This window comes from Erythrobacter sp. KY5 (assembly GCF_003264115.1).
Lineage (GTDB): Bacteria > Pseudomonadota > Alphaproteobacteria > Sphingomonadales > Sphingomonadaceae > Erythrobacter.
This window is the reverse complement of record NZ_CP021912.1, coordinates 1,640,006-1,666,694: the sequence shown is the minus strand read 5'-3', so window position 1 is coordinate 1,666,694 and position 26,689 is coordinate 1,640,006. Positions and strand designations below refer to the sequence as shown.

The following is a 26,689-nucleotide window of genomic DNA, read 5'->3' as shown; positions in this document are numbered from 1 at the left end:
AAGAACCGGTCCGCATACAGGCAAGCCGTTTGCGCGCGCGGCCCACGGTTTGCGCCTTTCCATCGCCGCAATGAAACGCTCGCAACCGCCCGAAGATCAACCGTTCCTTAAGGTGTTTACCATAATTCGCGAAACCGTGATGAGCACCCTTTCAAAAGCATCGCCGCGCGCGTCCTCGAGCGAAATGAGCACCTCGCTTGGCGATGCGGGCGCTTTGACCCGGCGATACCTTGGCGAAGTGCCGATTTATGTCATTTCGCTGACGCTGATGTCGTTCTGCATCGGACTGCTGATGACGTATGGTGTTTCACCGAGCCTCGGCGGAGCGCTGGTCAACAGCCAGTTGTTCCTGATGTTCGTGCTGATCCTGCTTTGTTACGACAGCACAGTCCAGATCGTCCGCCACCGCCCGAAAAGCCCGATCAGTTTCCTGCGCGAACGCTATTTCGCAAAGCCGCTGTGGCGGGCAATCGCAGCCGGCTTGCCGCTTATCGGCATTGCGATCCTTGTCCTGCCGTTCTTCTCGAAGATGAAATCGGCGATCCCGCTGTTTCAGGACTATGTCTGGGATCAGGCCTTCATCGACTGGGACCGTGCACTCTTCTTTGGCAATGACCCGTGGCAAGTCTTGCAACCGGTGCTGGGCTTCCCGATCGTAACCGCGTTTCTCGCCCTTCTCTACCATCTGTGGTTCCTGCTTCTGTACCCCGGCGTCCTGTTCTTTGTGTTTGCGCGGATAGACAGCCGGGTGCGTCGCCAGTTCTTCCTGACCTATGTTCTGAGCTGGCTCCTGATCGGCGGCCTGATGGCAACGCTGCTTGCATCGGTTGGCCCATGCTTTGTGGGCCCCATGCTCGGCAATTCGACCTTCGATGCGCAGATGGCGTATCTCTATGCCGCGAACGAAGAGGTGCCGATCATGGTCCTGTCCGTTCAGGAGATGCTGCTGGAACGCTACACCAACGCCGATAGCGGCCTTGGCAGCGGCATCACCGCCATGCCCAGCATGCACTGCGCCATCGCGTTCCTCTACTGGATTGCCGTGCGGCGCGTGTCGAGCAAGTGGGGCGCGTTCTTTGGCGTGTTCTTCTTCATCACATGGATCAGCAGCGTCCACCTCGCCTACCACTATGCGGTCGACGGGCTGGTTTCGCTGCTCGCAGTGGCAGCGATCTGGTGGGCGTCGCAGCGCATCATCGCTGCATGGGACCGCTTCCTTGAAGCGCGTGCTCAGGCAACCTTGCGCACGAACACCGTACCGGCGGAATAACCCGCTCCGAAAGAACAGATCAGGCCGTTATCGCCCGCGGCCAGATCATCGCTGTGCTGGTGGAACGCGATGATCGACCCTGCACTTGACGTATTGCCATAGGTGTCGAGCACGGTCGGGCTTTCGTCCGAATTGGCTTCGTGGGCAAGCACACGCTGAGCGATCAGGCGGTTCATGCCGGCATTGGCCTGGTGCAGCCAGAGGCGGCGAAGGGTTGCGGGGTTCATCTGGAGCTTCTCGGCCTCTTCGATGATCATTTCCGCGACCATCGGGACGACTTCCTTGAAGACCTTGCGGCCTTCCTGGACGAACAACTTGTCGGGCTCTCCGATGCTTTCGGGGTGAGCGCGGTTGAGAAAGCCGAAATTGTTGCGGATGTTGTTCGAGAATACGGTCTTGAGCTTGGTGCTCAGGATTTCCCAATGCTGCTCAGGCGCGATGGCGGCATCTTCGACCAGCACAGCGGTCGCGACATCGCCGAAGATGAAGTGGCTGTCGCGGTCGCGCCAGTTGAGGTGGCCCGATGTGATCTCGGGGCTGACGACCAGCACGCTCCTGGCATTGCCAGCGCGGACATAATCGGCAGCAGTCTGGATGCCGAAGGTGGCGGAGGAGCACGCGACATTCATGTCGAAGCCAAAGCCTTCGATGCCGAGCGCTTGCTGAATTTCAATCGCCATCGCCGGATAGGGGCGCTGCATGTTGGAGGCGGCGCACAGAACCGCGTCCACGTCCTTCGCATCCCGCCCCGCCCGCTCCAGCGCCTGTTTGGCTGCGATCACGCCGATTTCCGCCATCAGCGAGATCTGGTCATTGCCACGGTCTTCGATGCGCGGGGTCATGATGTCAGGATCGAGGATCGGCGCCTTGCTCATCACGTGGCGCGATTTGATCCCGCTCGCTTTCTCGATAAATTCGACCGAGGAGTGCGGCATCGGCTCGATCTCACCTGCCTCAATTGCTTCCGCATTGGAGGCATTAAAGCGATCCGCATATTCGTTGAAACTGGCGACGAGCTCTTCGTTCGAGATCGATTCTTCGGGTGTGAAGAGGCCGGTGGCTGAAATCACAGGGCGACCCGTCAGAGGGCGCGCGGATGATGCTTTATCGGAGACAGTCTGTTGCATGACCCGCGTCAATACGTAGGCGCGAAACCCGCCGCAAGACCCGTGTGGACAGCCCGTTTTTCCGCCGCAAGGAACCGTTTCCCTCAGGCACCGTTTCTTGACTGAAAATTGCGCCGAAACCGTGCTGAAAGGCACAAAAAGAGCGCAAGGCCTTTCGCGTGCGACACTTTTTGCGTAAGCGCGGTCAACCGTCTTGTGGGATCATCACAACGATTGGGGAGGGCGATGCCATCGGTTCGTCCAATATTTTGGGAAAACAGTCTCGCGGCCTGACAATTTCGGACCGGGATGAGTTTACGCGCCTCAGGGAAGAATGCCGGAACGATCCGGGTGCATTTCACGGAGCGCTGGCCAAACAACAGATTTGCTGGCTGGTCGAAGGGCACGGAGGAAATCCGGCATGGGCCTTTTACGACGAAGCGGCTGAAAAGTGGACAGGGTGGGACGCGTCGAGCGCCGCCCCGATCACGCTCGACCTGCACGAAAGTTTCGAGCCGTGGGAACGCGCATTCAACGATGACGACCCGCCCAACTGGCGCTGGTTCGAAGGCGGGCTGACCAGCACCGCGTTCAACGAGGTCGACCGGCATGTGCTGTCGGGCCATGGCGAAGAAGCCGCGATGATCTTCGAAGGCGACCGCTGGAACATGGCGAGCGAAGGCGGCCGCGGTGGCCCCGTCGACAGCGAAGTCATCTCGCGCAGAAAGCTCCTCCTCGAAAGCGCAAAATGCGCGCTGGCACTGAAAGCGCTGGGCCTCAAAGCAGGCGACCGCATCGCGCTCAACATGCCGAGCATCCCCGAACAGATTTACTGGACGCAGGGCGCAAAGCGGATGGGGATCGTCTACACCCCGGTCTTCGGCGGCTTCAGCGACAAGACCCTCTCGGACCGCATTGCCGATGCAGGCGCACGCGTGGTGGTCACCGCCGATGGCTCCTACCGCAACGCGCAGATGGTGCCATTCAAGCCGAGCTACACCGACCCGGCGCTCGACAACTTCATCGCGGTCCCGGTGGCAATGGAACTGCTCGGGCAAGCGCTCGAACATGGCGAGCTTGAAGTTGCGCCGGAACATGCAGGATTGATCCGCAGCGAGGTTGCCGAACTGCTCGATGGAGAGGTTACGGTCGAACGATCCGACGTGATGCGCGGGGTCGGCAAGGCGCTGACCGCGATCGCATCGGGAGGGGCGGCGGGCGGCGCGATGACGCCGCGACAGGCGGCACAATTGCGCATCGCCATCGCCAGCGCGCTGGTCGATTCCCCTCCCCGCGTCGATGCGGTGGTCGTGGTCAAGCACACCGCGCAGCCCGACCTTCCATGGAACGAGGCGCGCGACCATTGGAGCGACGATCTCACCGCTGCGGCTGGCGAAGAGCTGCTGGAGGCCGCGCGCGATGCCGGGTTCGATCTGTCCGATGAGGATGCGCTTCTCGCCCTTCCCGACACCGACTTCACGCGCGCCATCTGGGCCGGTGCGCCGGTGCTCGCGGTCGATGCCGAATATCCGAATTTCATCATCTACACCTCAGGCTCCACCGGAAAGCCCAAGGGCGTCGTCCATGTCCACGGCGGCTATGCGAGCGGTGTTGCCGCGACCATGCCCGCCGCCTTCGGAGCCGAGCCGGGCGATGTGATGTATGTCGTCGCCGATCCGGGCTGGATCACCGGCCAAAGCTACCAGATCGCCGCCTCGCTCCTCTCGCGGGTGACGACGGTCATCACCGAAGGTTCGCCCGTTTTCCCTCACGCGGGCCGCTTTGCCTCGATCATCGAGCGATATGGCGTCAACGTGTTCAAGGCGGGCGTCACCTTCCTCAAGTCGGTGATGCAGAACCCCGAGAACCTGAAAGACATTCAGCGCTACGACCTTTCCAGCCTGAAGGTCGCGACCTTTTGCGCAGAGCCGGTTTCGCCTGCGGTTCAGGCCTTTGCGATGGAGCATATCACTGATCGCTACATCAATTCCTACTGGGCGACCGAGCATGGTGGGATGGTGTGGACGCACTTTGCCGATGCGGACGGCTTCCCGCTCGAAGCGGACGCGCACACTTATCCGCTGCCGTGGATCATGGGCGATGTCTGGATCGAAGATGCCGACGGTTCCAGCAATGGCCCGGTCGAATACGAGCGCGACACGGGCACCGGCGGTGCGCCATGGCGGGTGGCCGAGGACGGCGAGAAGGGCGAAATCGTCATCGCGCTCCCCTACCCCTACCTCACCCGCACAATCTGGGGCGATGCAGAGAGTTTCACAGTCGAGCATGTCGGCAATCTGGCCCGCGTGGCAGGGGGTTGGCGCGGCGATGAGGTCCGCTACGCCGACACATACTGGCGGCGATGGAAGGGCGCGTGGGCTTACACCCAGGGCGACTTTGCCATGCGGCACCCGGATGGCTCGTTCTCGCTCCACGGGCGCTCCGACGATGTGATCAATGTCTCGGGCCACCGCATCGGGACCGAGGAAATCGAAGGCGCAATCCTGCGCGACAAGGCGCTCGATCCCAATTCGCCGGTCGGCAACGTGATCGTGATCGGCGCGCCTCATTCGCAAAAGGGCGTGACCCCGCTTGCCTTTGTCACCCCCGTCGAAGGCCGCCGCCTGACGCAGGACGACAAGCGCCGCCTCACCGATCTGGTGCGCACGGAAAAGGGCGCGGTGGCTGTGCCGCAGGACTTTATCGAACTCGCTGAATTCCCCGAGACGCGCTCGGGCAAATATATGCGCCGCATGGTGCGCGCCGTGGTCGAAGGCGGCGAGGTCGGCGATGCGTCAACCCTGCGCAATCCAGAGAGCCTAGACGAACTCGCGCGCGCAGTGGACGGGTGGAAACGGCGGCAATCGCTGTCGGACACACAGGCCCTGTTCGAACGCTATCGCTTCTTCACCATCCAGTACAACACGCTGTCGGCTGGCAAGCGGGTCGCGACCGTCACGGTCAAAAACCCGCCGGTCAACGCGCTCAACGAACGCGCGCTCGACGAGCTGGTCATCATCGCCGAGCACCTTGCGCGCAAGGACGATGTCGCCGCCGTCGTCTTCACCGGCAGCGGCACGGCGAGCTTCGTTGCAGGCGCCGACATCCGCCAGATGCTGGAGGAAGTGAACAGCGTCGAGGAAGCCAAGGCGCTCCCCGACAACGCCCAGCTTGCATTCCGCACGATCGAGGAAATGGACAAACCGTGCATCGCTGCGATTCAGGGCGTTGCTCTGGGTGGCGGGATGGAGTTCGCGCTCGCCTGCCACTACCGCGTCGCCGAGCCAAAGGCGCGTTTCGGCCAGCCGGAGATCAACCTTCGCCTGCTCCCCGGCTATGGCGGAACGCAGCGCCTCCCGCGCCTTTTGGCGGAGCGCGGCGGGGAGAGGGGCCTTCGCGATGCGCTGGACATGATCCTAGGCGGGCGAGCGATTGACGCGGACGCTGCGCTCGCGATCGGCGCGGTCGATGCGATTGCCGATGGATCGGACAATGCGCTCAGCCACGCCCACGCGATGGTTCGCGAATACGTTCGATCCGGAGAGGAAAGTGCGCTCGGGAAAGCCTTTGCCGCGCGCAAGGCTCAGACGCAAAGCTGGCACGAGCCCGCAAGCATCGACCTCGACGCGGTGCTTCAAGACGAATTCCTGCAACGCATCCTCAAACAGCTCAAATGGGCAGGCCGCGACAAGGCGGGAGAGCGAGCGCTGGACGCGGTCCGCACCGGCTGGGAGCAAGGTATGGCGGCCGGTTTTGAGCGCGAGGCTCAGCGCTTTGCTGAGGCCATTATCGATCCCGAAGGCGGCAAGACCGGCATCCAGCAATTCATGGACAAGCAGTCCCCGCCCCTCCCCGTGCGCCGCGACGGTGTGTGGGAAGATGACCGACATGAGGCAACCAAGGCCGCGTTGATCGAGGCGGGCGACCTCTTGCCTCTGGGCGCGCCATTCTATCCGGGCGTCACCGCGATCCCGCCAAAACAACTCGCCTTCGGCATCGCCCGCGATCCCGATACAGGCACGCCGCGCTTTGGCCCGCCCGAAACGCATGAGCGCGAACTTGTGGTGAACACGCCCAAGCCGGGGGCCAACGAGGCTCTCATCTACCTCCTCTCATCGGAAGTGAACTTCAACGACATCTGGGCGCTCACCGGTATCCCGGTCTCGCCCTTCGATGCGCATGACGAGGACGTGCAGATTACCGGATCGGGCGGTCTTGCGCTCGTCGCCGCGCTCGGCAGCGAACTGAAGGAAGAAGGCCGCTTGCAAGTGGGCGACCTTGTCTCGGTCTATTCAGGGACGAGCGAATTGCTCTCCCCGCTTGCAGGCGATGATCCGATGTATGCGGGCTTTGCGATCCAGGGCTACGAGACCAAGACCGGCAGCCACGCGCAATTCCTGACCGTTCAGGGCCCGCAATTGCACCGCCCGCCAGCCGATCTCACACTTGAGCAGGCGGGCGCCTACACGCTCAACCTCGGCACGGTTGCGCGCTGCCTGTTCACGACGCTGGAGATACAGGCGGGCAAGACCGCCTTTGTGGAGGGATCGGCCACGGGCACAGGTCTTGATGCACTCAAATCCTCGGTTCGTACTGGCCTTGCCGTCACCGGGCTCGTCTCCAGCGAGGACCGGGCGCAGTTCGTGAAATCGCATGGCGCCGTCGGCGCAATCAATCGCAAGGACCCCGAGATTGCCGACTGTTTCACGCCCGTCCCAGACGAACCTGACGAAGCGCGCCAATGGGAGGCGGATGGCGAGAAACTGCTCGACGCCTACCGCGCGATGAATGGCGGAAAACTCGCCGACTACGTCGTCAGCCATGCAGGCGAACGCGCTTTCCCGCGTTCGTTTCAGCTGCTGGCAGAAGGTGGGCGGCTCGCCTTTTACGGCGCGTCATCGGGATACCACTTCTCCTTCATGGGCAAGCGCGGCGAAGCGCGGCCCGAAGAGATGCTGGCGCGTGCTAACCTGCGCGGTGGGGAGAGCGTGCTGCTTTATTACGGCCCCGGATCGCGCGAGCTTGCGGACGAAAAGGGCCTCGAAATGATCGAGGCAGCGCGTCTTATGAAAGCGCGCATGGTCATCGTCACCACCAGCGATGGCCAGCGCGAGTTCCTGCAATCGCTGGGCCTCGAAGACGCCGTCGAAGGCATCGTCAGCATCGAGGGGCTGAAACGCCGCGATGCCGACTTCCACTGGCCCGACACGCTGCCGCGCCTGCCCGATGCGCGCACCGATATCGAGAACTTCAAGATTGGCGTGCGCGCCTATCAGCAGAACACGATGAAGCCGTTCGGGACAGCGGTCGGCAAGCTGCTACGTTCTCCCGGCAACCCGCGCGGTGTGCCCGACCTCGTGATCGAACGCGCCGGGCAGGACACGCTCGGCGTCTCTACCTCACTGGTCAAACCGTTCGGCGGGCGCGTGATCTATGCCGAGGAAATGGCAGGGCGGCGCTACACCTTCTACGCCCCACAGGTCTGGACCCGGCAGCGGCGCATCTGCATGCCCAGCGCCGAGATTTTCGGCACGCATCTGTGTAACGCATACGAAGTGACCATGATGAACGAGATGGTCGCCGCCGGCCTGCTCGACGTCACAGAGCCCACGATGGTGCCTTGGGAAGAGCTCCCGCAAGCGCATCAGGCGATGTGGGACAACCGCCATTCGGGCGCGACCTACGTGGTCAATCACGCCATGCCCGCGATGGGCCTCACCACGAAAGACGAGCTGCTCGAATACTGGGCCGCCGCGCAATCTGACACCGGAGAGACGAGTTGAGCAAAACAGGAAACGCCGCCAAGGGCCGTCTCGAAGGCAAGGTCGCGCTGATCACCGGGGCGGCTGGCAATCTCGGCAGCGAGATATCGCGCGCCTTTGCCAGCGAAGGCGCTTTCGTGGTGATGACGGGGCGCACCGAGGATCGCATTGCGGCAGCGCGCGAGCAGCTGATCAAGGACACCGGCGTTGCACCCGAGCGGATCGACACTGCTGTCCTCGATGGCGGCAATCCGGACTCGATCCGTGCCGCGATGGCAAAGCTGCGCAAAGAATATGGCCGGATCGACATTCTCATCAACAATGCAGGTTCTGCTGGTCCCAAGCAGCCGCTCCACAACGTACCGCTCAGCGCTCAGGAAATGGAGGCTTGCGGCGATACCGAGACCGTGCGCGACGCAATGCTCAACATCCTTGGCGTCACATGGAACATGGCGCGCATCGTTGCGCCGATGATGCCGGTGGGCGGCGCGATGGTGAATATCTCGACCATATTCAGCCACACGCGCTATTACGGGCGCACCGCCTATGTAGTGCCCAAGGCCGCGCTCAACGCGCTGTCGAACCAGCTTGCGGGCGAGCTTGGCCCGCGCGGCATCCGGGTGAACACCGTCTTTCCCGGCCCGATCGAAAGCGACCGCATCCGCACCGTCTTTGCCGCGATGGACGAGGTGCAAAACCAGCCCAAGGACACTACCGCGGATTACTTCACTGGTCGAATGGCGTTGACCCGCAGCGTCAATGGCAAAGTCGATGGCAAGCCCCTGCCAAACCCCAAGGATATCGCGGGCACCTGCCTGTTTCTTGCGAGCGAGGAAGCCGCAGGGATTGCGGGTGAGGAGGTGGACGTAACCCACGGCCTTTCCGCCAATCGCATGTCGGCCTCAACTTACATGACCCGGCCCTCAATGCGCTCGCTCGACGGGGCGGGTCTCAACATCTTCATCGTCTCGGGAGAGAACTGGGACGATGCGCTGGTCGCCGCTCACACACTGATCGGATCGGGCGCGCGGGTCCGCATCGGCCTTGCGCGCAATGCCGACGTTGCGCAAGCCAATGCGCGGTTGAAAGCACAAGGGGTCGGCGACGAATTGACCGTCACCCGTTTCAACCGCAGCGAGCCGGACGCCATGGAAGACGCGCTCGCCGCATTCTCAGGTGACGTTGACGGGGCGATCACCGGCGCGATCATCCTGCCGGTCAAACCATCGGGCCACTTCACCGGATCGCTCCTCGCCGCCGATGACGAGACGGTCATCAAGTTCATGGACACAGAACTGGTGGGCGCCATCGCCGCCTCGCGCAGCTTTGCGCGGTATTGGCATGGGCGGGAGGACCTCCAGTCCCCTCCCCGCTGCGTGTTCATGACCAATCCGGGCGACCCGCTTGGCAATTCATTCGCCTCGGTCCTCTCCGCCGGCATCACCCAGCTGATCCGCATCTGGCGCGATGAGGAGCGTGTGCAGGCGGGCAACGGATCGACGCAGCACGCCGTCTGGTCGAACCAGATCATTCGCCACACCAACACTGAAGACGAGAACACCCGCTTCGCCGCCGGGCACGCGACGCGCGTCCTTTTCCGGGAGCAGCGCATTGCAGAAATCGACCTGAAACTGCCCGCCAATATCAGCGAGGAAACCGGATCACGCAAAGCCATGGTGGGCTTTGCCGAGAACATTACCGGGCTGCACCTGGGCAAAGTCGCTTTCATTACCGGCGGTTCGGCCGGGATCGGCGGTCAGGTTGCGCGGCTGCTCGCGCTCGCGGGCGCGAAGGTGATGATGGTCGCAAGGCGCGAAAGCGAGCTTGTCGCCGCACGCGACCGGATCGTGGGCGAGCTTCAGGATATCGGCTTTGCCGGGGTCGAACGCCGCGTCAAATACATGGCAGATATCGATGTCAGCGACTTCGCCTCGCTCGACAAGGCGGTTGACGCGACGCTTCAGGAGTTCGGGCGGATCGATTACCTCATCAACAATGCAGGCGTTGCGGGCGCCGAGGACATGGTGATCGACATGGAGCCCGAGGCATGGCGCTTCACGCTCGATGCGAACCTCATTTCGAATTACCACCTGATGCAGCGTGTCGTGCCGCTGATGAAAAGCCAAGGCTCAGGCTACGTCCTCAACGTCTCGTCCTATTTCGGCGGAGAGAAGTTCCTAGCGGTCGCATATCCCAACCGCGCCGATTATGGCCTTTCGAAAGCGGGCCAGCGCGCGATGGTCGAGGCGTTCTCGCCGTTCCTTGGACCAGAGGTGCAATGCAACGCGATCGCTCCCGGCCCCGTCGATGGCGACCGTTTGTCCGGCACCGGCGGCAAACCCGGATTGTTCCAGCGCCGTGCCAGGCTGATCCTTGAAAACAAGCGATTGAACGCGGTCTATTCCGCCGTGATCCACGCCATTCGCGAGGGCGGAGATGCGGCGAAGATCCTTACTCGCCTCTCTCGCAATTCGACTTCGACGCTCAGCCACGATGCCGAAGCGCCCGAAGAGCTGCGAAAGCTGGCACTCGATTTCGCATCGGAAGGTGACGGGCTTTGCACCTGGGACCAATACCTCCTGACCGAAGCCATGGCGCAGCGCTTGCTCGTCCGCCTTCAGCTTGGTGGATTTCTGCTTGGCTCGAACGAATGGGCGAGCAAGAGCAGCGGCGATGCTACATGGCTCAAGCTCTCCCCTCCCGAGGACAAGCCGTTCCTGCCTGCCGCACAAGTTGACAAGGTCGCAAGCGGCGTCGGCAAGGGCGTGATCTCTCAGCTTCACTTGGGTGCGATGCCGACCGAGGCGGAGGTTGCGCAGGCGACCGTCTTCTTCCTCGCCGACCGTGCGGTGAGCGGCGAGACCTTCATGCCATCAGGCGGCCTGAGGGTCGAACGCTCCAACACCGAACGCGAGATGTTCGGTAGCCCCAAGCAGGAGCGCATCGACAAGATGAAGGGCAAGACCGTCTGGATCATCGGCGAGCATCTTTCCGATTATGTCGCAGCCACGATCGATGAGCTTGTTTCGGGCTGCGGCGTCGCCAAGGTCGTGCTGATCGCCAAGGACAAGACCGGCGAGAAGGCCGTGCGCGACCTCCTGCCCGGCGACCTTTCGAAAGACGCGCTCGAAGTTCTGATCGCGGGGGATGGGATCGAAGAGGCGATGGACGAAGCGCTGGGTAACTGGGGCAAGCCTACCACGGTCCTCTCAATGCCTGGCGAACCTTTGCCCGATCATCTTTTCGAAGACGGCAATCCCTTGTCGACCAGCGAATTCGCCCAGATGGTCGAGGCGAATATCACCCGCCACTATCGCGTGACGCGCAAAGCCTCGCTCTATGACGGGTGCCAGGTCGTACTGGTGTCGCCCGACGTGCCGTATGGGTCGGACGGTCCCGGCGTTGCCCTCGCGAACTTCGTGAAGACCAGCCTGCATGCCTTCACCGCGACGGTTGCGGTCGAGAATGAGCGTCTGGTCCACGACGTGCCGGTCAACCAGATCAACCTCACCCGCCGCGTCTCCAGCGAAGAACCGCGCGATGCGGACGAACATGCCGAGGAATTGCGGCGCTTCACGCGCGCCGTGCTGCTGGTTGGTGCGCCGCTGCCCGATGCGCAGGATTCGCGCTACCGCTCGAAAATCTATCGCGGCACGTCGATGACGGTCTAGTCGCTGGGCGAGGCGCGCAGGCGTTCGTAAAGGAGCCGCGTTTCGAGCAGGTTCGAAATGCGAAGACCCACTTCGATCACGTCGAAGGGTTTGGCGACGAAATCTTTCGCTCCCAGCGCCAGCGCCTTGCGCCGCGCCTGAATGGTGGTGTCGGCGGTCAGCACCAGAACGGGCCTGAACTCATCGGCTGCATCGTGACGTGAGAAGGCTTCGAGCAATTGAAAGCCATCGACCTCGGGCATCATCAGGTCGAGCAGGACGAGGTCGGGTTCCAGATCGATATAGGTTGCCAGCGCCTTGGTTGAATCGGTCAGGCAGTGAACATCCTCGTACCCTTCGCGTTGCAGGAGGTTGCGCAGAAGCGCGACATTCGCTTCCTCATCGTCGATCGCAAGAATGCGGCGCGAAAGGATTTCTTCCGCCACGATCAATTGCTGGGGCATTTCGTCAGGACTCCTGATGGGCCTTTGGGCGGCTCGGCTCGATGGGCTGGCTGGACAAGGTGAACCAGAAACGGCTGCCGGGTTTGCGGGGGATGTAGCCGATTTCCCCGCCCATCGACTCCACCAAAGCCTTGGACAAGGCAAGTCCAAGCCCCGTGCCCTCGGTCTTGTCACGCTTGTGCTGTCCGAGGCGATCGAACGCGGTGAAAAGCCGCGAGGCGTTGGCCGGGTCGATGCCGGGTCCGTCATCGTCAACGAAGAATGTGGCGCCCCCTTCACCGTCAAGCTCTGCCCCCAGCCGCACAAAGCTGCCTTCGGCATTGTACTTGGCGGCATTGCCGACAAGGTTGAGGATCACCTGCGTCATGCGGCGGCGATCGGCGACGAGGCTTGAACCCGCTGCGGGCAATGCCATTTCGAACGACAGGCCAGCGCTCGATACGATCGGTTCGGCAAGATCGTGCACTTCTTCGAGCATGGTCACGAGATCGACCTTCTCATATTCTAGCTCTGCCCCGCCCGCCTCGATACTGGAGATATCGAGCAAATCGTTGATGAGCGAGAGAAGGTGACGGCCTGCTCTGGTGATCCGCTCAACCGCTTCCTGATGGGGCTGGCTGAAATCATCGAGGTCAATTTCGAGCAATTGTCCAAAGCCGAGAATGGCATTGAGCGGCGTGCGCAATTCGTGGCTGGTGCGGGAGAGAAACTCGCTCTTTGCAAGGCTTGCCGCGACCGCATCTTCGCGTGCCAGCCTTAGCGCTTCCTCGCTTCGGCGGCGTTCCGACATGTCGCGCGTGACCTTGGCAAAGCCCTGTAGCTCGCCCGCTTCGTTACGAAGCGCGGTTATGACGACATTCGCCCAGAACACCGAACCGTCCTTGCGAACACGCCACCCTTCATCCTCGGCAGCGCCCTGCTCGCGGGCCCGTTCAAGCATCTGGTCCGGAAGGAAATCGCGCGTGTCGTCAGGGTAGAACTGGCTGAAATGCTGACCCAGGATCTCGTCTGCCTGCCAGCCCTTTATGCGTTCTGCACCAAGGTTCCAGCTCGTCACGACCCCGTCAGTATCGAGCGTGAAGATCCCGTAATCGCGCACACGTTCGATAACGAGGCGGAAGCGTTCCTCGCTCGCCCGCAAATCGTCCTCACGCTTGCGCAGCAGCGCGCTCGCCCCGACCAGCCGCTGGGAAAGGCGGCCAATTTCATCGGCCTCTTCGGGAAGCTCGGTCAGCCGCTCGCCGCGCGCCAGCATCTCGGCGTTCTGTTCAAGCTTGCTCACGCGGCGCACGATCCCGGTCGAGAACAGGTAAACCGCCATAAGGCTGCCGAGCAGGCCGATGATCCCGCTCACCGCCGTCAGCGCAAAAAAGCGTGCGCGCACATCGTCCACCAATGCGCGTCGTTCATCGAGAACGATTGCTTCCTGGCGCTGGATGTTGTCGATCTCGCGTCGCACGGCATCCAAGGTGATCTTGCTTGCGAGAAGAGATTGCTGGATCTCGGCGGACGAGGTTGGCTGCGGGTCCTGCGCCAGCGCAATTGTTTCGCGCAGCCCGTCGCGCTTTCGTTCAACCACGACCATCAGGTCTTCGAATTCGGCACGAACCCTGTCGTCTTCGATTGCGACATCGAGCCGCCGAAGCGTAGGAGTGAGCTGGTTCTCCATGCGCTCAAACGGTTCGAGGAAGCGATCCTCGCGGGTCAGGGCATAATCGCCGACACCCGCCGCTGCCTCTGCCAGCATCGCCCGAACCTGATAGATATCGCGCTGGATCGCAAAGGCGCGGCGCACATCGTCTTCTGCTTCGGCTTCCGCGTTGCTTGCAAGATAGAGCGACACAAGCGCGCCGATCAGGATGGCAAGCGGCAATGCGATGACCACCACGCCTTTATAGGCAAGCGGACGGTCAGCCCAGAAACGGGTCGTTCGCGAATCGGGAAAGGTGCTCACAACGGGCGGGCCTGCCCCGATTTCAGTTTGACCGCCACCACCGCCGCCTGTGTTCGGTCGGCAACGCCAAGCTTGCCGATCAGCCGCTCGACATGAACCTTGACGGTGGCGGGGCTTATATCGAGCTTTCGGGCGATCTCCTTGTTCGTCAGACCTTCTGAGACAAGTTCGACCACTTCCTGCTCGCGCGATGTCAGTATCTGCGAGAGGTCGCCTTTCGGCTCTGGCCGGCTTTCAGCGCGCATCGCGGCAGAGACCAGGTCGAGCGGCAGAGCCGACTGACCCGCCATCACCTGATTGATGGCAGCGCGCAGGTCGCCGATTTCGGTGTCTTTGAGGACATATCCCGCCGCGCCCGCAGCCAGAGCCTCGCGCACATAACCGGGCATTTCATGCAAGGTCAGCATCACCACCTTGATCGGCAGTCCAAGCGCGACGACCTGCCGTGTGGCTTCAAGACCGTCAATTCCATCGCCAAGCCGCACGTCCATCAAGACGACATCAGGAACAAGCGAGCCTGCAAGCTCCACCGCTTCTTCGCCAGTGCAGGCGAGGCCGACGACGTCCAATCCGTCTGCTGCGAGAACAGCGCGCAGGCCTTCCCTTGCGAGTTGGTGATCATCGACAATCAGGATGCGCGGCGCGGTCATTTAGGTTCTCTTGCTGGAAGGCACGCAATTACAGTCACACCGCCGCCATTGCCTGCTCGCCAGTCCAGTGTTCCGCCGATCGCTGTCATGCGCTCCTTCATCACCTCGATGCCGACATTGTGGCCCGGCCCATCACCGTTCAACCGTGTTTTTTCCGACGGACCCTTTCCATGGTCCGCGATGCGAAGAACGACCGGATCGCTGTGGAGGTCCGCTTCGACCGAGACCTCGCAGGGGCCGCCTGCGTGTTTGTGAATGTTCGCGATGGCTTCCTGAGCCACCCGGAACAGCGCTGTTTCAATGAGCGGAGAATGACGCTGCGCCCGCGGAGTGATCCGTTGCGAGACTTCGAAGCCTTCCGCCTCCAACCCGTCGCACAAGGACTGGAGCGCTGCGGGCAGGCCCAGATCGTCAAGCAAGGTGGGTCTTAAACCGCCAATGACGCGGCGCAATTCGGAAACGAGGCTGCGCGCGACATCGGCATGCGAAACTCCCTCCGTACTCGTGCCCGACTTACAGCCGGTCTTTTCAGCGCCTTCGAGAATGCGAACCAGCGCAGTTGCGGTTTGCGCCACGCCATCGTGCAATTCGTGACTGACCCGGCGGCGCTCTTCCTCCTGTGCGGTAAAGATCCTCTCCAGCAGCATTTCGAGGCGCTTTTCACGTTCGCGCAGAGCGGCAAGCAATTCGCCCCGCTCGTTTTCCTTTTCGATGCGATCGATCGTCGCGCCCATGAGCTCAAGCTCCATGCGCACGGCCTCGCGGTCTTCTTCGTCGGCGACATCGTTAAGTGTTTCGATGCCGTCGATGACCATTGCGGCAAGCTTCTTTCCATTGGGGCCTGGCGCATGAATCGCTATCCCGTCGGCAGAAACGCCTTTTTCGACAACGGCCGAACGTTTTCCCACGAAGAAAGCCAGCCGCTCGGCACAGCGCGAAAGGATGACATCCACTGTGGAAGGATCGGCTTCGGCCAATTCGCGTCCAGACGTCGACAGAAGCCGCAATCGCGCAGCACGCGCCTCTGCCGCGCGGTACAGTTCGCGCAGTTCGGCAATAGTTTCGCCATCGGTTGGCAAAGTGGACATGACCGCTTTCATACAGACATATCTAAAGCCTCTGGCGCAAAACACATAGGCCAATCGGCCTACGCCGGAACGCATGCCAAGTGGCTGATTTTAGCCTCCCCCTTCTCCCCTATTTCATCGTTGCAAGTCGAGAATACGACAACGCAATCAAAGATTTCCGGCAGCCGAAACTCTCCGGCGCCCCACAGAACAAGGAATTGTCACATGAAGATTTTCGCCAGCCGATCGCTTTCTACCGCCCTTCTAGGCAGCGCAGCTGCTTTTGCTGCACTCAGCGCGCCTGCCATGGCTCAGGATTCGGCGCCGATCACGACTGAAGAAGTCGAAGCCGCACAGAAGGCCTGGGGCGAAGGCATCGTCAGGATTTCTACCGCTCATGCGAACGGCCAGGACTACGAAGCGGTTGCCCGCAACCACCTCGACACGCTTTACAACTATGATGACGGCATGGTGCTGTTCAAGCCGACCCTTGCTGCCGAAGACCAGTTTCGCGGCACCTATAACGAAGCGCTCAGCTACTTCGTTAAGGGCATGCGCGCTGAAGACAGTGGTTTTGCCATCAAGGGCTGGACCGATGTTCGTTTCGAGAACGAAGGCATCGTGACCGATGACGACAACGCGATGGCCATGGGCAATTATTACTTCACCGGCCCCGACGGCAGCGTGACCAAGGTTGAGTACACCTTCGGCTACGTCCGTGACGAGGACGGCAACCTGAAGATCAACACTCACCACAGTTCGATGCCGTTTGACCCTGCACCCGACCAAGTTGCTCAGAGCGGTAATTAAACCCTTTACCCCGATGGTGCGCGGGGGCGGTCCTCATGCCCCTAACAACCCCCCTCCGTCCTCGCGCCCATCACCCCAGTTCCCTACCCCCCCGAGGGAAAATTCGTACCCTACGAAAAAACTTGAGCGGCTGCGGCGCCCATTCGTGCTGTCAGTCGCTCTTCTTTTTTGGAAACGCGCGCTCTGGTTGTGCGTTTCAAGGTACCTGAAAACACAACACAGGTTCGAGGATCGAATGACATCCATCGTGAAACCCACCGCTATGCGCGCCGCCATTCTCGCGGCGAGCCTTACCGCGTTCGCAGCAACGCCGGCGGCAGCGGAAGAAGATTTCAACATCTGGACCGGCCAGTTCATCGTTCTCGATCTCGACAAGGAAGGCGAGTGGTTCGTGCGCGGCGAAGCGCAGGAACGTTTCACCAATGACGCCGACCGGCTCGGCCAGTTGCTGCTCCGCTCGCTTGTCGGATACCGGATCAGCGACCGCGTCAGCATCGGTGCTGGCTATGCCTATATCCTGACCGATCCCATCGGACCGGTCGAAACGAACGAGCATCGTTTCTATCAGGAGCTAAACATCCGCCTGATTGAGACGCCGGGCGGCATCACGCTGGATTCGCGCAATCGTTTCGAACAGCGCACCTTCGAGGAAGATGGCGAGGTCGCTCTGCGTTTCCGCCCCTTCCTCCAATTGCGCGTGCCGATCACCGACAACAACAAGCTGGTCGCCTACACCGAACCTTTCTTCGCTTTGAACGAAACCCCGCTTCAGGATGACGGATTGCAGATCTGGCGTAACTTCGTCGGTTTCTCGATCCCGGTGGCGCAGGGCGTTGAGGTCGTGCCGGGCTACCTCAACCAGACGGTGTTTCGCGATGGTGAGAACCGCGCCGACCACGTGGCCAACGTTAATGTGTTCATGAACTTCTGAAGGCTTCCTGCGCGCATCAGGATATCCCATGTCATTGACAGGCACCGCATCTGTTTGCATTGCCTCGCGCCAACAAGGCCACTGCCCGCAAAGAGGCAGGGCCGAGGTGACGGGCGATTGATCATAACAGGTGATTTCTCCTGCACTTCACGCATCCGTTCGGAGAACTCGCAAAAATGAAGCCTATCAAGTCGCTCGTCCTCGGCCTTCTGGCCGGAACCGTGATTGCCGCCCCTACTGCTGCGAAAGAGGGCATGTTCACGCCCGAACAGTTGCCTGACATCAGCGAAGCCTTGCAGGAGGCAGGCCTCGAACTTGATCCAGAAATGCTGACCGACCTTACCGGTTTCCCGATGGGTGCGGTCGTGTCGCTTGGCGGTTGCTCGGCAAGCTTCGTGTCGCCCGAAGGCCTCGTGGTGACCAATCACCACTGCGCGCGCGGATCCGTTCAGTACAATTCGACCGCCGAGAACAACTATCTCGCCAACGGTTTTCTGGCCGAGACCAAGGGCGCCGAACTTCCCGCAGCGCCCGGCTCGCGCGTCTACGTGACGACCGAACTGACTGACGTCACCGCCCGTGTGCGCGAAGGGACCGAAGCGATGAGCCCGATCGACCGCTACGCCGCGATCGAACAGCGCCGCAAGGACATCACTGCTGAATGCGAGGCCGAAGCCGGTTATCGCTGCCTTGTCGCAAGCTATTATGGCGGCGCCGAATACACGCTCATCAAGCGTCTCGAAGTGCGCGACGTGCGCCTTGTCTATGCGCCGGCGGATTCTATCGGCAAGTATGGCGGCGATATCGACAACTGGATGTGGCCGCGCCACACGGGCGACTTCGCGTTCTACCGCGCCTATGTCGCACCCGACGGATCGGCTGCCGATTTCGACGAAGCCAACGTCCCGTATCAGCCCGACCATCACCTCAAAGTAAGCGCAGCCGGGCTGGACGATGGCGATTTCGTGATGGTCGCAGGCTACCCCGGATCGACCAGCCGCTACACGCTGCTGGCCGAAGTCGAAAACACCTTCAATTGGACCTACCCGACCTTCCAGGGTCTGCTGACCAGCTGGATCGCGACGATCGAGAACGCCGCACCCGAAGGCTCTGACGCGCGCGTGAAGTATGAAAGCCGCCTTGCTGGCCTCAACAATTATGAGAAAAACCTGCGAGGCCAGATCGAAGGCGCGCGCCGCGTCGGCCTCGTTGAACGTCGCGCAGCGCGCGAAGCTGCTCTGTCTGATTGGATCGCAGCCGATCCTGCTCGCGCCGGCTATGGCGAAACAATCACGGCTCTTGCGGCGCTCTCACAGGAAAGCGCCACTGCCTCGCGCACCAACTTCTGGTACAACAACGCGACGCGCCCTGCTCTCCTGTCTGCGGTACAGCGCCTTTACCGCCTGTCCAAAGAGCGCGAGCTTCCCGATGCCGAGCGTGAGCCCGGCTATCAGGATCGCGACATGACCTTCTTCCGCCAGGGTCTGCAGGCGCTTGATCGTCGCTACGATGCAGCTGTCGACAAGGCGGAGTGGGTTCTGTTCCTCAGCGGCTATCTCCAGCAGCCGGTCGAAGAGCGTGTCTCCGTATTCGACGAAGCGCTGGGTCTGACTGCCGAGACGACAGCAGCGGACCTCCCGGCCCTGCTCGACCGGTACTATGCCAGCACCACGCTGGGTGACACCGAAACCCGCCTTGCCCTGATGGAAGCCGATGCGGGCACGTTCGAGGCAAGCGAAGATCCCTTCGTCCAGCTGGCCGTTGCTCTTTACGATTATGAGCGCGGCCTCGAAAACGAATCCGAGGAGCGCTCCGGTCGCTCGCTCGCGCTGCGCCCGGCCTACATGGAGGCCATCACCCAGTGGCAGCGAGAGCAAGGCGGCTTGCCTTACCCCGATGCAAACTCGACGCTGCGCATCACGTTCGGCAACGTCATGGGCGGCTCGCCGTTCGACGGGATGGCATACCTGCCCTTCACCACTCTTGAAGGCATCACGCAAAAAGACACTGGCGAAGAGCCCTTCAACTCGCCCCAGGGCCAGCTCGATCTGATCGAGGCGAAAGATTACGGCGAGTACGAGCTGGAATCGATCAATTCGGTCCCGGTGAACTTCCTTTCCGACCTCGACGTGACGGGCGGCAACAGCGGTTCAGCTACGCTCAACGCACGGGGCGAACTTGTCGGCCTGCTGTTCGACGGAACGTTCGAAAGCGTCAATTCCGACTGGGACTTCGACCCGCGCACCACCCGTTCGATCCACGTCGATTCGCGTTACATGCTGTGGGTAATGGAAAAGGTCGACGGCGCCGATGCGCTGATCGAGGAAATGGACATCGTCCGATAACCAGAATGCCGGGACGCACAATGCTGCGTCCCGGTTTCGCTTTGCGCGATACGATCGCTGTACCGATCAAGAAGCAATGGAAGAGCCGGTGGTGGCAAACGCTATGTAGAGTCTCGCCACTAGAAAAATGATTTTCGTCGATTGTTTTTCAGGTTTTGGGAATTCCTCGGTATTTTCGCCCACGGTGTGTCGAAAGCGCGGCGGCTCTATCGACTATTTGCCTCTATTTTGGTGAAGCCGCGCGCGCTGGAAAAAACTGGATTAGCGATATCGCAGCCCAGTATTAGCTGCCGCTTCGTCTGAACGCGATGTCCCAATAGCCGTGAGGAGTAATCGCTAGGCCAACTACATCCCATCCTGATTGAGCCATCTCGTTAGCTGCAACGACGACGCCATACGGCTGAGCAAGCATGTGCGACCAGTGAACATAATCGTTAAACACAAGTATGCCCGTCGGCTTCAGTTTGGGAATACTCGCATTCCTGTCTCGGCGGACGCTTTGAAGATCGTGCGCTGCATCAAGATAAATCCAGTCGAAGTGACTGTCAGGAAGTTTGGATATTTCGCCCCATGAATGGCCTTGATGTTCTGTGACGACGGGGTTCGCACGAACATCTTTTCTAACTCTATCGAATGTTTTATCAAAAAGGTGCAATTCAGCGGGCGATTTTTGCTCAAGCATTCTTGCAGCCCAGTTACCGTTCAATGTGCCGACTTCAGCAACAATTGCCCCCTCCATAAGGGTTTCTTGCATCAACAGATCGCGATCAGCGTACAGTTTCGCATTTTTCAGTGCACCTTGCGGGAGAGCTGGGGCTGCAGCCTCCAGAATAAAGCTCGGCGGCTCGCCAGCCTCTCGCCAATAATTTGACAGAGCGGTTTGCAATTCAGCGAGGCAGGTGTTTACCTGGTTGCGTGCCTCGAGCACTGGATCATCCATTTGGTTTCCTTAAATTTTCTTGAGCACTACACACCCTAACAGTAGGTCCCAGCATAGCAAGATAACACTTCGATCAGACCGGCTTTAGATGAGCGGGCAATGCACGACGAACTCGAAGACAGATAGGTTCTCACTCGTCTCGCACCGCTTGCCGATAATGCGCCCGCTGTATTAGTGCCGTGTCCCGATCGCCGCCGCCGCCGAGTCCGGCTCCGCGCCTTTCAGGACATGGGTCAGCGCCGCACTCAAATTTGTGGCGGAGAGCGCGCCGCCCGGCTTGCCTGCGCCCCCGATTCTTCCCAGTTGGAATAATTGTAAGTCGATAAGGCTGGCCCGTGATGCACGCGACCCACGGCATCATTCGCCGCTCGCTTGTCTCGTGCCCTTTCGGCAGATGGGCTAGGATGTGCAGAAGCGAACCTTGCCATCGCGATTTTCCTGCGTCCGAATGTAGGCCGCTTACCGCCTAGCCATTCCAGCCAGTATCTCAGGAAATCGGTCGCCACCCGCATCGCGTCGGCATTCGTCAGAGCGAGCGATTGCCAATACACCGTCTTAAACGGTCGAGGGGCCTGCCAATCGCGGATGCGTGATTGTGAGCGAAGAGCCGGTGGTGGACAGGGCTGGATTCGAACCAGCGTACGCTTGCGCGGGCAGATTTACAGTCTGCTGCCTTTAACCACTCGGCCACCTGTCCACACATGGGCCCTGACGAAAACGCTGCTGAGCGGCGCCTTTCAATGGGTGAAGCGAAATGTCGCTTCGCTGCCGAGAGGCGCCCCTTTGGCGAAGCTGCGCTTGCCTGTCAATGGGGCTACTGGCAGGGAGCTTGGCAATTGCAGAAAAACAGGATTTCCAATGGCAAAAGGTGAGCGCAAAAAGGCGCTGCGTGGTCGTGCAGGTCGAATGAAGGGCGGGCGCGGCTCGGGCAAGGCTTCCGCGGGATATGTGCGCCTGTGGGGGCGGCATCCGGTCGAAGCGGCGCTGAAGAACCCGGCACGCCAGCATCGTAAATTGTGGGCGACACGCGACGGTATCGATTCGCTCGATGGAGAACTGCCTCCCGATTTTCCGGTGGAGTATGCCGATGTCACCGATCTGGCGCGCCTTGTCGCCAAGGACGCGCCGCATCAGGGTCTCGTGCTGGAATGTGAACCGCTTGACGATGTTTTCCTCGACGATGTGGCAAATGGTGATCCGGCCCGCCCGGTCGTCGTCCTCGACCAGGTGACCGATCCGCACAATGTCGGCGCTATCCTTCGTTCGGCAGCCGCTTTTGGAGCAGGCTGCATCGTCACGCAGGACCGTCACGCGCCGCCCGAAGGAGGTGTGATCGCCAAGTCCGCATCGGGAGCGCTTGAAACCGTGCCGTGGGTGCGCGTCGTCAACCTTGCGCGCGCTCTCGATGAGCTGGCGGATGCGGGCTATTGGCGCATTGGCCTTGCGGGAGAGGCCGAAGCCACACTCGCCGAGAGCCTCACCACCGGTGCTGTCGCTCTTGTGCTGGGGGCCGAAGGCGAAGGCATGCGGCACAATATTGCTCAGCATTGCGACGCGCTCGCCAAGCTGCCGATCACGTCAGCGATAGAAAGCCTTAACGTTTCGAATGCAGCAGCAATTGCGTTGTATGCTGCCGCAACCCGCAAAGGCGATTGATACGATCTGAAGGGGGAAATGACGTGATGACCATGAGACACAAGCCGCGAGCCGTTGCGACAGCGATCCTGGCGAGCCTTTCGCTTTTCCTCACAGGCTGTTTCATCACGCCGGGCAAGTTCGAAAGCGAGCTGGTCCTGACCGATGATAACCGCTTCAGCTTCACCTATGAGGGCGAGATCTTCTTCATCGGCCTGTCCAACCTCGCTGCCATGGGCGCTGGTGCGGAAGAGTTCGAGCCGAGCACATGCTACGACGACGACACCTTTGATGAGCGCGAATGCACCGAGGCCGAACTCGCCGAGCAACGGGCCGAGTGGGATGCGGGTGCGGAAATGCGCGCTGCCGAGGCTGCTCAGCAGGCAGAGCAGATGTCAGCGATGATGGGCGGGATCGATCCTAACGATCCTGAGGCATCCGCTGAACTCGTCAGGCTGCTGATGCGGCAAAAAGGCTGGGAGCGGGTCGAGGATAAGGGCGACGGGGTGTTTGACGTGCTCTATCGGGTCGAGGGCGAGCTTACTCACGACTTCATGTTCCCGGTGATTGAAGACGTGCCCATGACCAATCCGTTCGTGCAGATGGTACTGCGCGACGAAGGGGTGGTGCGCATCAATGCGCCGGGCTTTTCAGCGAACAACGACGCCAACCCCCTGGCAGCGATGGGGGGAGCCATGGGCGGTATGGCGGGCCTGGCCGGGATGGCGGCGATGGGTCAGTCTTCCGAAGACGGCGAAAGCGCGGAAATGCCCAACATTCCAGCCATGGAAGGCACTTTCCGCATCGTCACCAGCGGACGCATCCTCGCCAACAACACCGACGAAGGTCCAAGTGCGGCGACGGGAGGCGAAATGCTCGAATGGGCAATTTCCCCGCGCACTGCTCAGGCACCGACAGCCTTGATTGACACCTCGCAATAAACGGGCGGTTCAATAGTCTTGAAACGAGAAGGCCCCGCCGACCAAACCGGTCAGCGGGGCCTTTCGTACCTGGTGTCTGTTTGGCGCGAGACGGTGCGCCGGGTAAGTTTGCCGGTAGGGCCGCGCGGTCTTAGTTGACCGCGTCCTTGAGACCCTTGCCTGCCTTGAACTTGGGCTGGTTCGAAGCCTTGATCGGCATCGGCTCACCCGTACGCGGGTTGCGGCCCATCGAGGCCTTGCGCTTCGCCACGGCGAAGGTGCCAAACCCGACCAGTCGCACTTCGTCGCCATCAGCCAAAGCCTTCTGAATAGCGTCAAAAACACCCTCTACGGCGTTTGCAGCATCGCTCTTCGTAAGGCCGCTGTTTTCGGCAACTGCGCTGATCAGATCATTCTTGTTCATTATTCTCGTCCCCTCGTTATCGGTCGAATTCGGGTTAAGTGAATCGCCTCCCCGAAAGGGCACAAGTTGAACCCTGTTTGGGCAGACTGTCAAAGGCAATTCGCCCGGAAAAGCGCCATTCTGGCACCTCGACAGCCGATTTGCGACGAACCGTGGCAAACCCTGCGCGTGTCTGCGCCTCAGGTCAGCGGGACAGCCTGTTTCAAACCAACTTACCGGACAGATTTACGACCCTGCCGCGAATCGCGACAAGTTCACTCTCCCTAGCGGATCAATGAGCGGTTGGCACGTCCGAACCGATGTTCGTCTGACCACCCGGTTGAGACGCAAGATCGTCTGCTTCGGTCCACTCGATCGGCGATGGCAGATCGATGATCGCGTGATCCAGCACCTGATCGACATGGCTTACCGGAATGATTTCCAGACCCTCTTTCACGTTGTCGGGAATCTCGGCGAGATCCTTCACATTCTCTTCCGGGATGAGGACCGTGGTGATGCCTCCGCGAAGCGCTGCGAGGAGCTTTTCCTTGAGACCGCCGATCGCCAGCACGCGGCCACGCAGAGTCACTTCGCCGGTCATTGCGATATCGGGGCGCACCGCTGCACCGGTAAGGGTCGAGACGATGGAAGTGACCATCCCGACGCCCGCGCTCGGTCCGTCCTTCGGCACCGCGCCTTCGGGCAAGTGGATGTGGATGTTCTTGCGCTGGAACAAGCTCGGCTTGATGCCATAGCTTGGAGCGCGTGCCTTCACGAAGGAGAACGCCGCCGCGACGCTTTCATTCATCACGTCGCCAAGCTTGCCGGTGGTCTTGATCTCACCCTTGCCCGGCGTCGTGACGCTTTCGATGGTGAGAAGCTCACCGCCAACGCTGGTCCAGGCGAGGCCCGTGACCGCGCCGACCTGCGCTTCGTCTTCGCTCATGCCGTGCTTGAACTTGCGGACACCTGCAAAATCGCCGAGATTTTCAGGCGTAATGACAACGCCCTTGGTTTCCTTTTCGAGGATCTTGCGCAGCGTCTTTCTCGCCAGCCGCGCAATCTCGCGCTCCAGCGTACGCACGCCCGCCTCACGGGTGTAATAGCGGATAAGGTCGCGAAGGCCTTCGTCGGTCAGCTCGAATTCGCCTTCCTTGAGGCCATGCGCCTCCACCTGCTTCTTGATCAGGTGACGTTTCGCAATCTCGACCTTTTCGTCCTCGGTATAGCCTTCGAGACGAATGATCTCCATCCGGTCGAGCAGGGGCTGAGGCAGGTCGAGACTGTTCGCGGTGGTCACGAACATGATGTTCGACAGGTCGAGGTCGAGTTCTAGGTAATGGTCCTGAAACTTGTTGTTCTGTTCCGGGTCGAGCACTTCGAGAAGTGCCGATGCGGGATCGCCGCGGAAGTCCTGTCCGAGCTTGTCAATCTCGTCGAGGAGGAACAGCGGGTTCGACGTGCCTGCCTTCTTGAGGTTGGCGACGATCTTGCCCGGCATGGAGCCGATATAGGTCCTGCGGTGGCCACGGATCTCTGCCTCGTCACGCACGCCGCCCAGCGACTGACGAACAAATTCGCGGCCCGTCGCCTTGGCGATGCTCTTGCCAAGGCTGGTCTTGCCGACACCCGGAGGCCCGACGAGACACAGGATCGGACCCTTGAGCTTGTTGGTGCGCGCCTGCACAGCGAGATATTCGATTATCCGGTCCTTGACCTTTTCCAGGCCATAATGATCCGCGTCGAGGATTTCCTGTGCCTTGCCGATGTCCTTTTTCACCCGGCTCTTTTTGCCCCAGGGCAGGCCGAGCAGAATGTCGAGATAGTTGCGCACGACGGTCGCCTCAGCGCTCATCGGTTGCATGCCGCGCAGCTTCTTGAGTTCCGCCTTGGCCTTGGCCTTGGCCTCCTTGGAAAGCTTGGTGGTCTCGATCTTTTCGGTCAGCTCGGCGATCTCGTCACCCTCGCCGTCATCCGATCCGCCAAGTTCGCTCTGGATCGCCTTCAATTGTTCGTTGAGGTAATATTCGCGCTGCGTCTTTTCCATCTGGCGCTTCACGCGCCCACGGATCTTGCGCTCCACCTGAAGCACCGAAAGCTCGCCTTCCATGAAGGCCATGACGTGTTCGAGGCGCTTAAGGGGATTGGCTTCTGTCAGCAGCGATTGCTTGTCCGAAACCTTGGCGTTGACCGCAGCGGCGATCGTGTCGGCGAGTTGCCCCGCATCATCGACATCGGTGAGGTCGACGTTGGTTTCCTCGCCCATCTTCTTGTTGAGCTTGGCATATTCGCCGAACTGCTCGACCACTTGCCGCATCAGCGCGGTGACTTCGCTGCCGGCAACGGTTTCGGGCTCGTGAATATCGACTTCGGCGAGAACGTAATCATCCTCGTCGCGCAGCGACTTGGCGGTTGCTCGCTGAGTACCTTCGACCAGCACGCGCACGGTGCCATCAGGCAATTTCAGCAGCTGTAGAACCTGCGCAATAACGCCGACGTCGTAAAGGTCATCGCCTTCGGGATCGTCGCAGGACGGATCGAGCTGGGCGAGGAGGAAGATGTCCTTCGACGCCTCCATCGCAGCTTCGAGTGCGGCAACCGATTTGTCGCGCCCTACGAAAAGCGGCACGACCATGCCGGGGAAGACGACAATGTCGCGAAGGGGTAGAAGAGGGAAATGCTGTGTCATATTCTTGTCCGTGGCCGCCATTTGGGCGCGCCGTTTGATGTCGAATATGGGTAGCCTGCCCTAGCCTCGCAATGCCCCCTTCAACGAAGCTGT

The 26,689-nt window shown here is 60.9% G+C and carries 16 protein-coding genes and 1 tRNA gene; 8 read left to right on the top strand and 9 right to left on the bottom strand.

Features of this window, described 5'->3' with window-relative positions:
* The first annotated feature begins 139 nt into the window (after window positions 1–139).
* On the top strand, window positions 140–1,270 hold the full coding sequence (locus CD351_RS07835) for a phosphatase PAP2 family protein (RefSeq protein WP_162627654.1): 1,131 nt from the start codon (window positions 140–142) through the stop codon (window positions 1,268–1,270).
* On the opposite strand, the gene CD351_RS07830 is transcribed toward CD351_RS07835, so the two are convergent.
* Window positions 1,231–2,397 carry a beta-ketoacyl-ACP synthase III gene (locus CD351_RS07830; RefSeq protein WP_111992067.1) on the bottom strand — a complete coding sequence of 389 codons (1,167 nt, stop codon included), beginning with the start codon at window positions 2,395–2,397 and terminating at the stop codon, window positions 1,231–1,233. The two genes, CD351_RS07835 and CD351_RS07830, sit on opposite strands and share 40 nt — an antisense overlap.
* Before the next feature lie 248 nt (window positions 2,398–2,645).
* On the opposite strand from CD351_RS07830, the gene CD351_RS07825 reads away from it, so the two are divergent.
* A complete protein-coding gene (locus CD351_RS07825; protein ID WP_234027072.1) occupies window positions 2,646–8,159 on the top strand; it encodes an AMP-binding protein in 5,514 nt (1,837 codons plus the stop codon).
* Complete coding sequence (locus CD351_RS07820; RefSeq protein WP_111992065.1) at window positions 8,156–11,809, top strand: SDR family NAD(P)-dependent oxidoreductase; 3,654 nt, start codon at window positions 8,156–8,158, stop codon at window positions 11,807–11,809. The genes CD351_RS07825 and CD351_RS07820 overlap by 4 nt, the downstream gene beginning before the upstream one ends.
* Here CD351_RS07820 and CD351_RS07815 read toward each other — a convergent pair.
* The 4 genes from CD351_RS07815 to CD351_RS07800 are packed head-to-tail and all read right to left on the bottom strand — an operon-like array spanning window position 11,806 to window position 15,944.
* A complete protein-coding gene (locus CD351_RS07815; RefSeq protein ID WP_111992063.1) occupies window positions 11,806–12,252 on the bottom strand; it encodes a response regulator in 447 nt (148 codons plus the stop codon). The genes CD351_RS07820 and CD351_RS07815 overlap by 4 nt on opposite strands.
* A gap of 4 nt (window positions 12,253–12,256) precedes the next feature.
* On the bottom strand, window positions 12,257–14,206 hold the full coding sequence (locus tag CD351_RS07810) for a PAS domain S-box protein (protein ID WP_111992062.1): 1,950 nt from the start codon (window positions 14,204–14,206) through the stop codon (window positions 12,257–12,259).
* Window positions 14,203–14,856: a response regulator transcription factor gene (locus CD351_RS07805; RefSeq protein WP_111992060.1), complete on the bottom strand. Its 654-nt coding sequence runs from the start codon at window positions 14,854–14,856 to the stop codon at window positions 14,203–14,205. Before CD351_RS07805 ends, CD351_RS07810 begins: the two co-directional genes overlap by 4 nt.
* Window positions 14,853–15,944 (bottom strand): sensor histidine kinase, encoded by a 1,092-nt coding sequence (locus CD351_RS07800; RefSeq protein ID WP_199797911.1) that lies wholly within the window; start codon window positions 15,942–15,944, stop codon window positions 14,853–14,855. Before CD351_RS07800 ends, CD351_RS07805 begins: the two co-directional genes overlap by 4 nt.
* Before the next feature lie 204 nt (window positions 15,945–16,148).
* On the opposite strand from CD351_RS07800, the gene CD351_RS07795 reads away from it, so the two are divergent.
* From CD351_RS07795 to CD351_RS07785, 3 genes are all read left to right on the top strand, one after another.
* Entirely contained in the window at window positions 16,149–16,733 is a 585-nt protein-coding gene (locus CD351_RS07795) for a phosphoribosyl-AMP cyclohydrolase (protein ID WP_111992058.1), read from the top strand.
* Between the two features lie 247 nt (window positions 16,734–16,980).
* On the top strand, window positions 16,981–17,664 hold the full coding sequence (locus CD351_RS07790; protein ID WP_234027281.1) for a DUF2490 domain-containing protein: 684 nt from the start codon (window positions 16,981–16,983) through the stop codon (window positions 17,662–17,664).
* A gap of 176 nt (window positions 17,665–17,840) precedes the next feature.
* Window positions 17,841–20,009 carry a S46 family peptidase gene (locus tag CD351_RS07785; protein WP_111992056.1) on the top strand — a complete coding sequence of 723 codons (2,169 nt, stop codon included), beginning with the start codon at window positions 17,841–17,843 and terminating at the stop codon, window positions 20,007–20,009.
* A 283-nt stretch (window positions 20,010–20,292) separates the two neighbouring features.
* Here the strand turns inward: CD351_RS07785 and CD351_RS07780 are convergent, their stop codons facing one another.
* Window positions 20,293–20,949, bottom strand: a complete 657-nt coding sequence (locus CD351_RS07780; RefSeq protein ID WP_111992055.1) for a class I SAM-dependent methyltransferase — start codon at window positions 20,947–20,949, stop codon at window positions 20,293–20,295.
* 611 nt (window positions 20,950–21,560) lie between these two features.
* Window positions 21,561–21,646, bottom strand: a tRNA-Tyr gene (locus CD351_RS07775).
* A 161-nt stretch (window positions 21,647–21,807) separates the two neighbouring features.
* Here CD351_RS07775 and rlmB point away from each other — a divergent pair.
* Both rlmB and CD351_RS07765 read left to right on the top strand, forming a co-directional pair.
* Entirely contained in the window at window positions 21,808–22,605 is a 798-nt protein-coding gene (rlmB, locus tag CD351_RS07770; protein ID WP_111992054.1) for a 23S rRNA (guanosine(2251)-2'-O)-methyltransferase RlmB, read from the top strand.
* Window positions 22,606–22,631: 26 nt separating this feature from the next.
* The gene (locus CD351_RS07765) at window positions 22,632–23,525 is read left to right on the top strand and encodes a hypothetical protein (RefSeq protein ID WP_111992053.1); all 894 of its coding nucleotides are present in this window, start codon (window positions 22,632–22,634) and stop codon (window positions 23,523–23,525) included.
* Window positions 23,526–23,655: 130 nt separating this feature from the next.
* Here the strand turns inward: CD351_RS07765 and CD351_RS07760 are convergent, their stop codons facing one another.
* Window positions 23,656–23,928, bottom strand: a complete 273-nt coding sequence (locus CD351_RS07760; RefSeq protein ID WP_007163670.1) for an HU family DNA-binding protein — start codon at window positions 23,926–23,928, stop codon at window positions 23,656–23,658.
* Between the two features lie 271 nt (window positions 23,929–24,199).
* A complete protein-coding gene (gene lon / locus CD351_RS07755) occupies window positions 24,200–26,596 on the bottom strand; it encodes an endopeptidase La (protein WP_111993661.1) in 2,397 nt (798 codons plus the stop codon).
* Window positions 26,597–26,689: the final 93 nt, after the last annotated feature.

Excerpts from the sequence above, each read along its gene's own strand:
- CD351_RS07835 (WP_162627654.1), top strand. The coding sequence starts at position 140 with ATGAGCACCCTTTCAAAAGCATCGCCGCGCGCGTCCTCGAGCGAAATG.
- CD351_RS07830 (WP_111992067.1), bottom strand. The coding sequence starts at position 2,397 with ATGCAACAGACTGTCTCCGATAAAGCATCATCCGCGCGCCCTCTGACG.
- CD351_RS07815 (WP_111992063.1), bottom strand. The coding sequence starts at position 12,252 with ATGCCCCAGCAATTGATCGTGGCGGAAGAAATCCTTTCGCGCCGCATT.
- CD351_RS07805 (WP_111992060.1), bottom strand. The coding sequence starts at position 14,856 with ATGACCGCGCCGCGCATCCTGATTGTCGATGATCACCAACTCGCAAGG.
- CD351_RS07800 (WP_199797911.1), bottom strand. The coding sequence starts at position 15,944 with ATGTCCACTTTGCCAACCGATGGCGAAACTATTGCCGAACTGCGCGAA.
- CD351_RS07795 (WP_111992058.1), top strand. The coding sequence starts at position 16,149 with ATGAAGATTTTCGCCAGCCGATCGCTTTCTACCGCCCTTCTAGGCAGC.
- CD351_RS07785 (WP_111992056.1), top strand. The coding sequence starts at position 17,841 with ATGAAGCCTATCAAGTCGCTCGTCCTCGGCCTTCTGGCCGGAACCGTG.
- CD351_RS07780 (WP_111992055.1), bottom strand. The coding sequence starts at position 20,949 with ATGGATGATCCAGTGCTCGAGGCACGCAACCAGGTAAACACCTGCCTC.
- rlmB (WP_111992054.1), top strand. The coding sequence starts at position 21,808 with ATGGCAAAAGGTGAGCGCAAAAAGGCGCTGCGTGGTCGTGCAGGTCGA.
- CD351_RS07765 (WP_111992053.1), top strand. The coding sequence starts at position 22,632 with ATGACCATGAGACACAAGCCGCGAGCCGTTGCGACAGCGATCCTGGCG.
- CD351_RS07760 (WP_007163670.1), bottom strand. The coding sequence starts at position 23,928 with ATGAACAAGAATGATCTGATCAGCGCAGTTGCCGAAAACAGCGGCCTT.
- lon (WP_111993661.1), bottom strand. The coding sequence starts at position 26,596 with ATGACACAGCATTTCCCTCTTCTACCCCTTCGCGACATTGTCGTCTTC.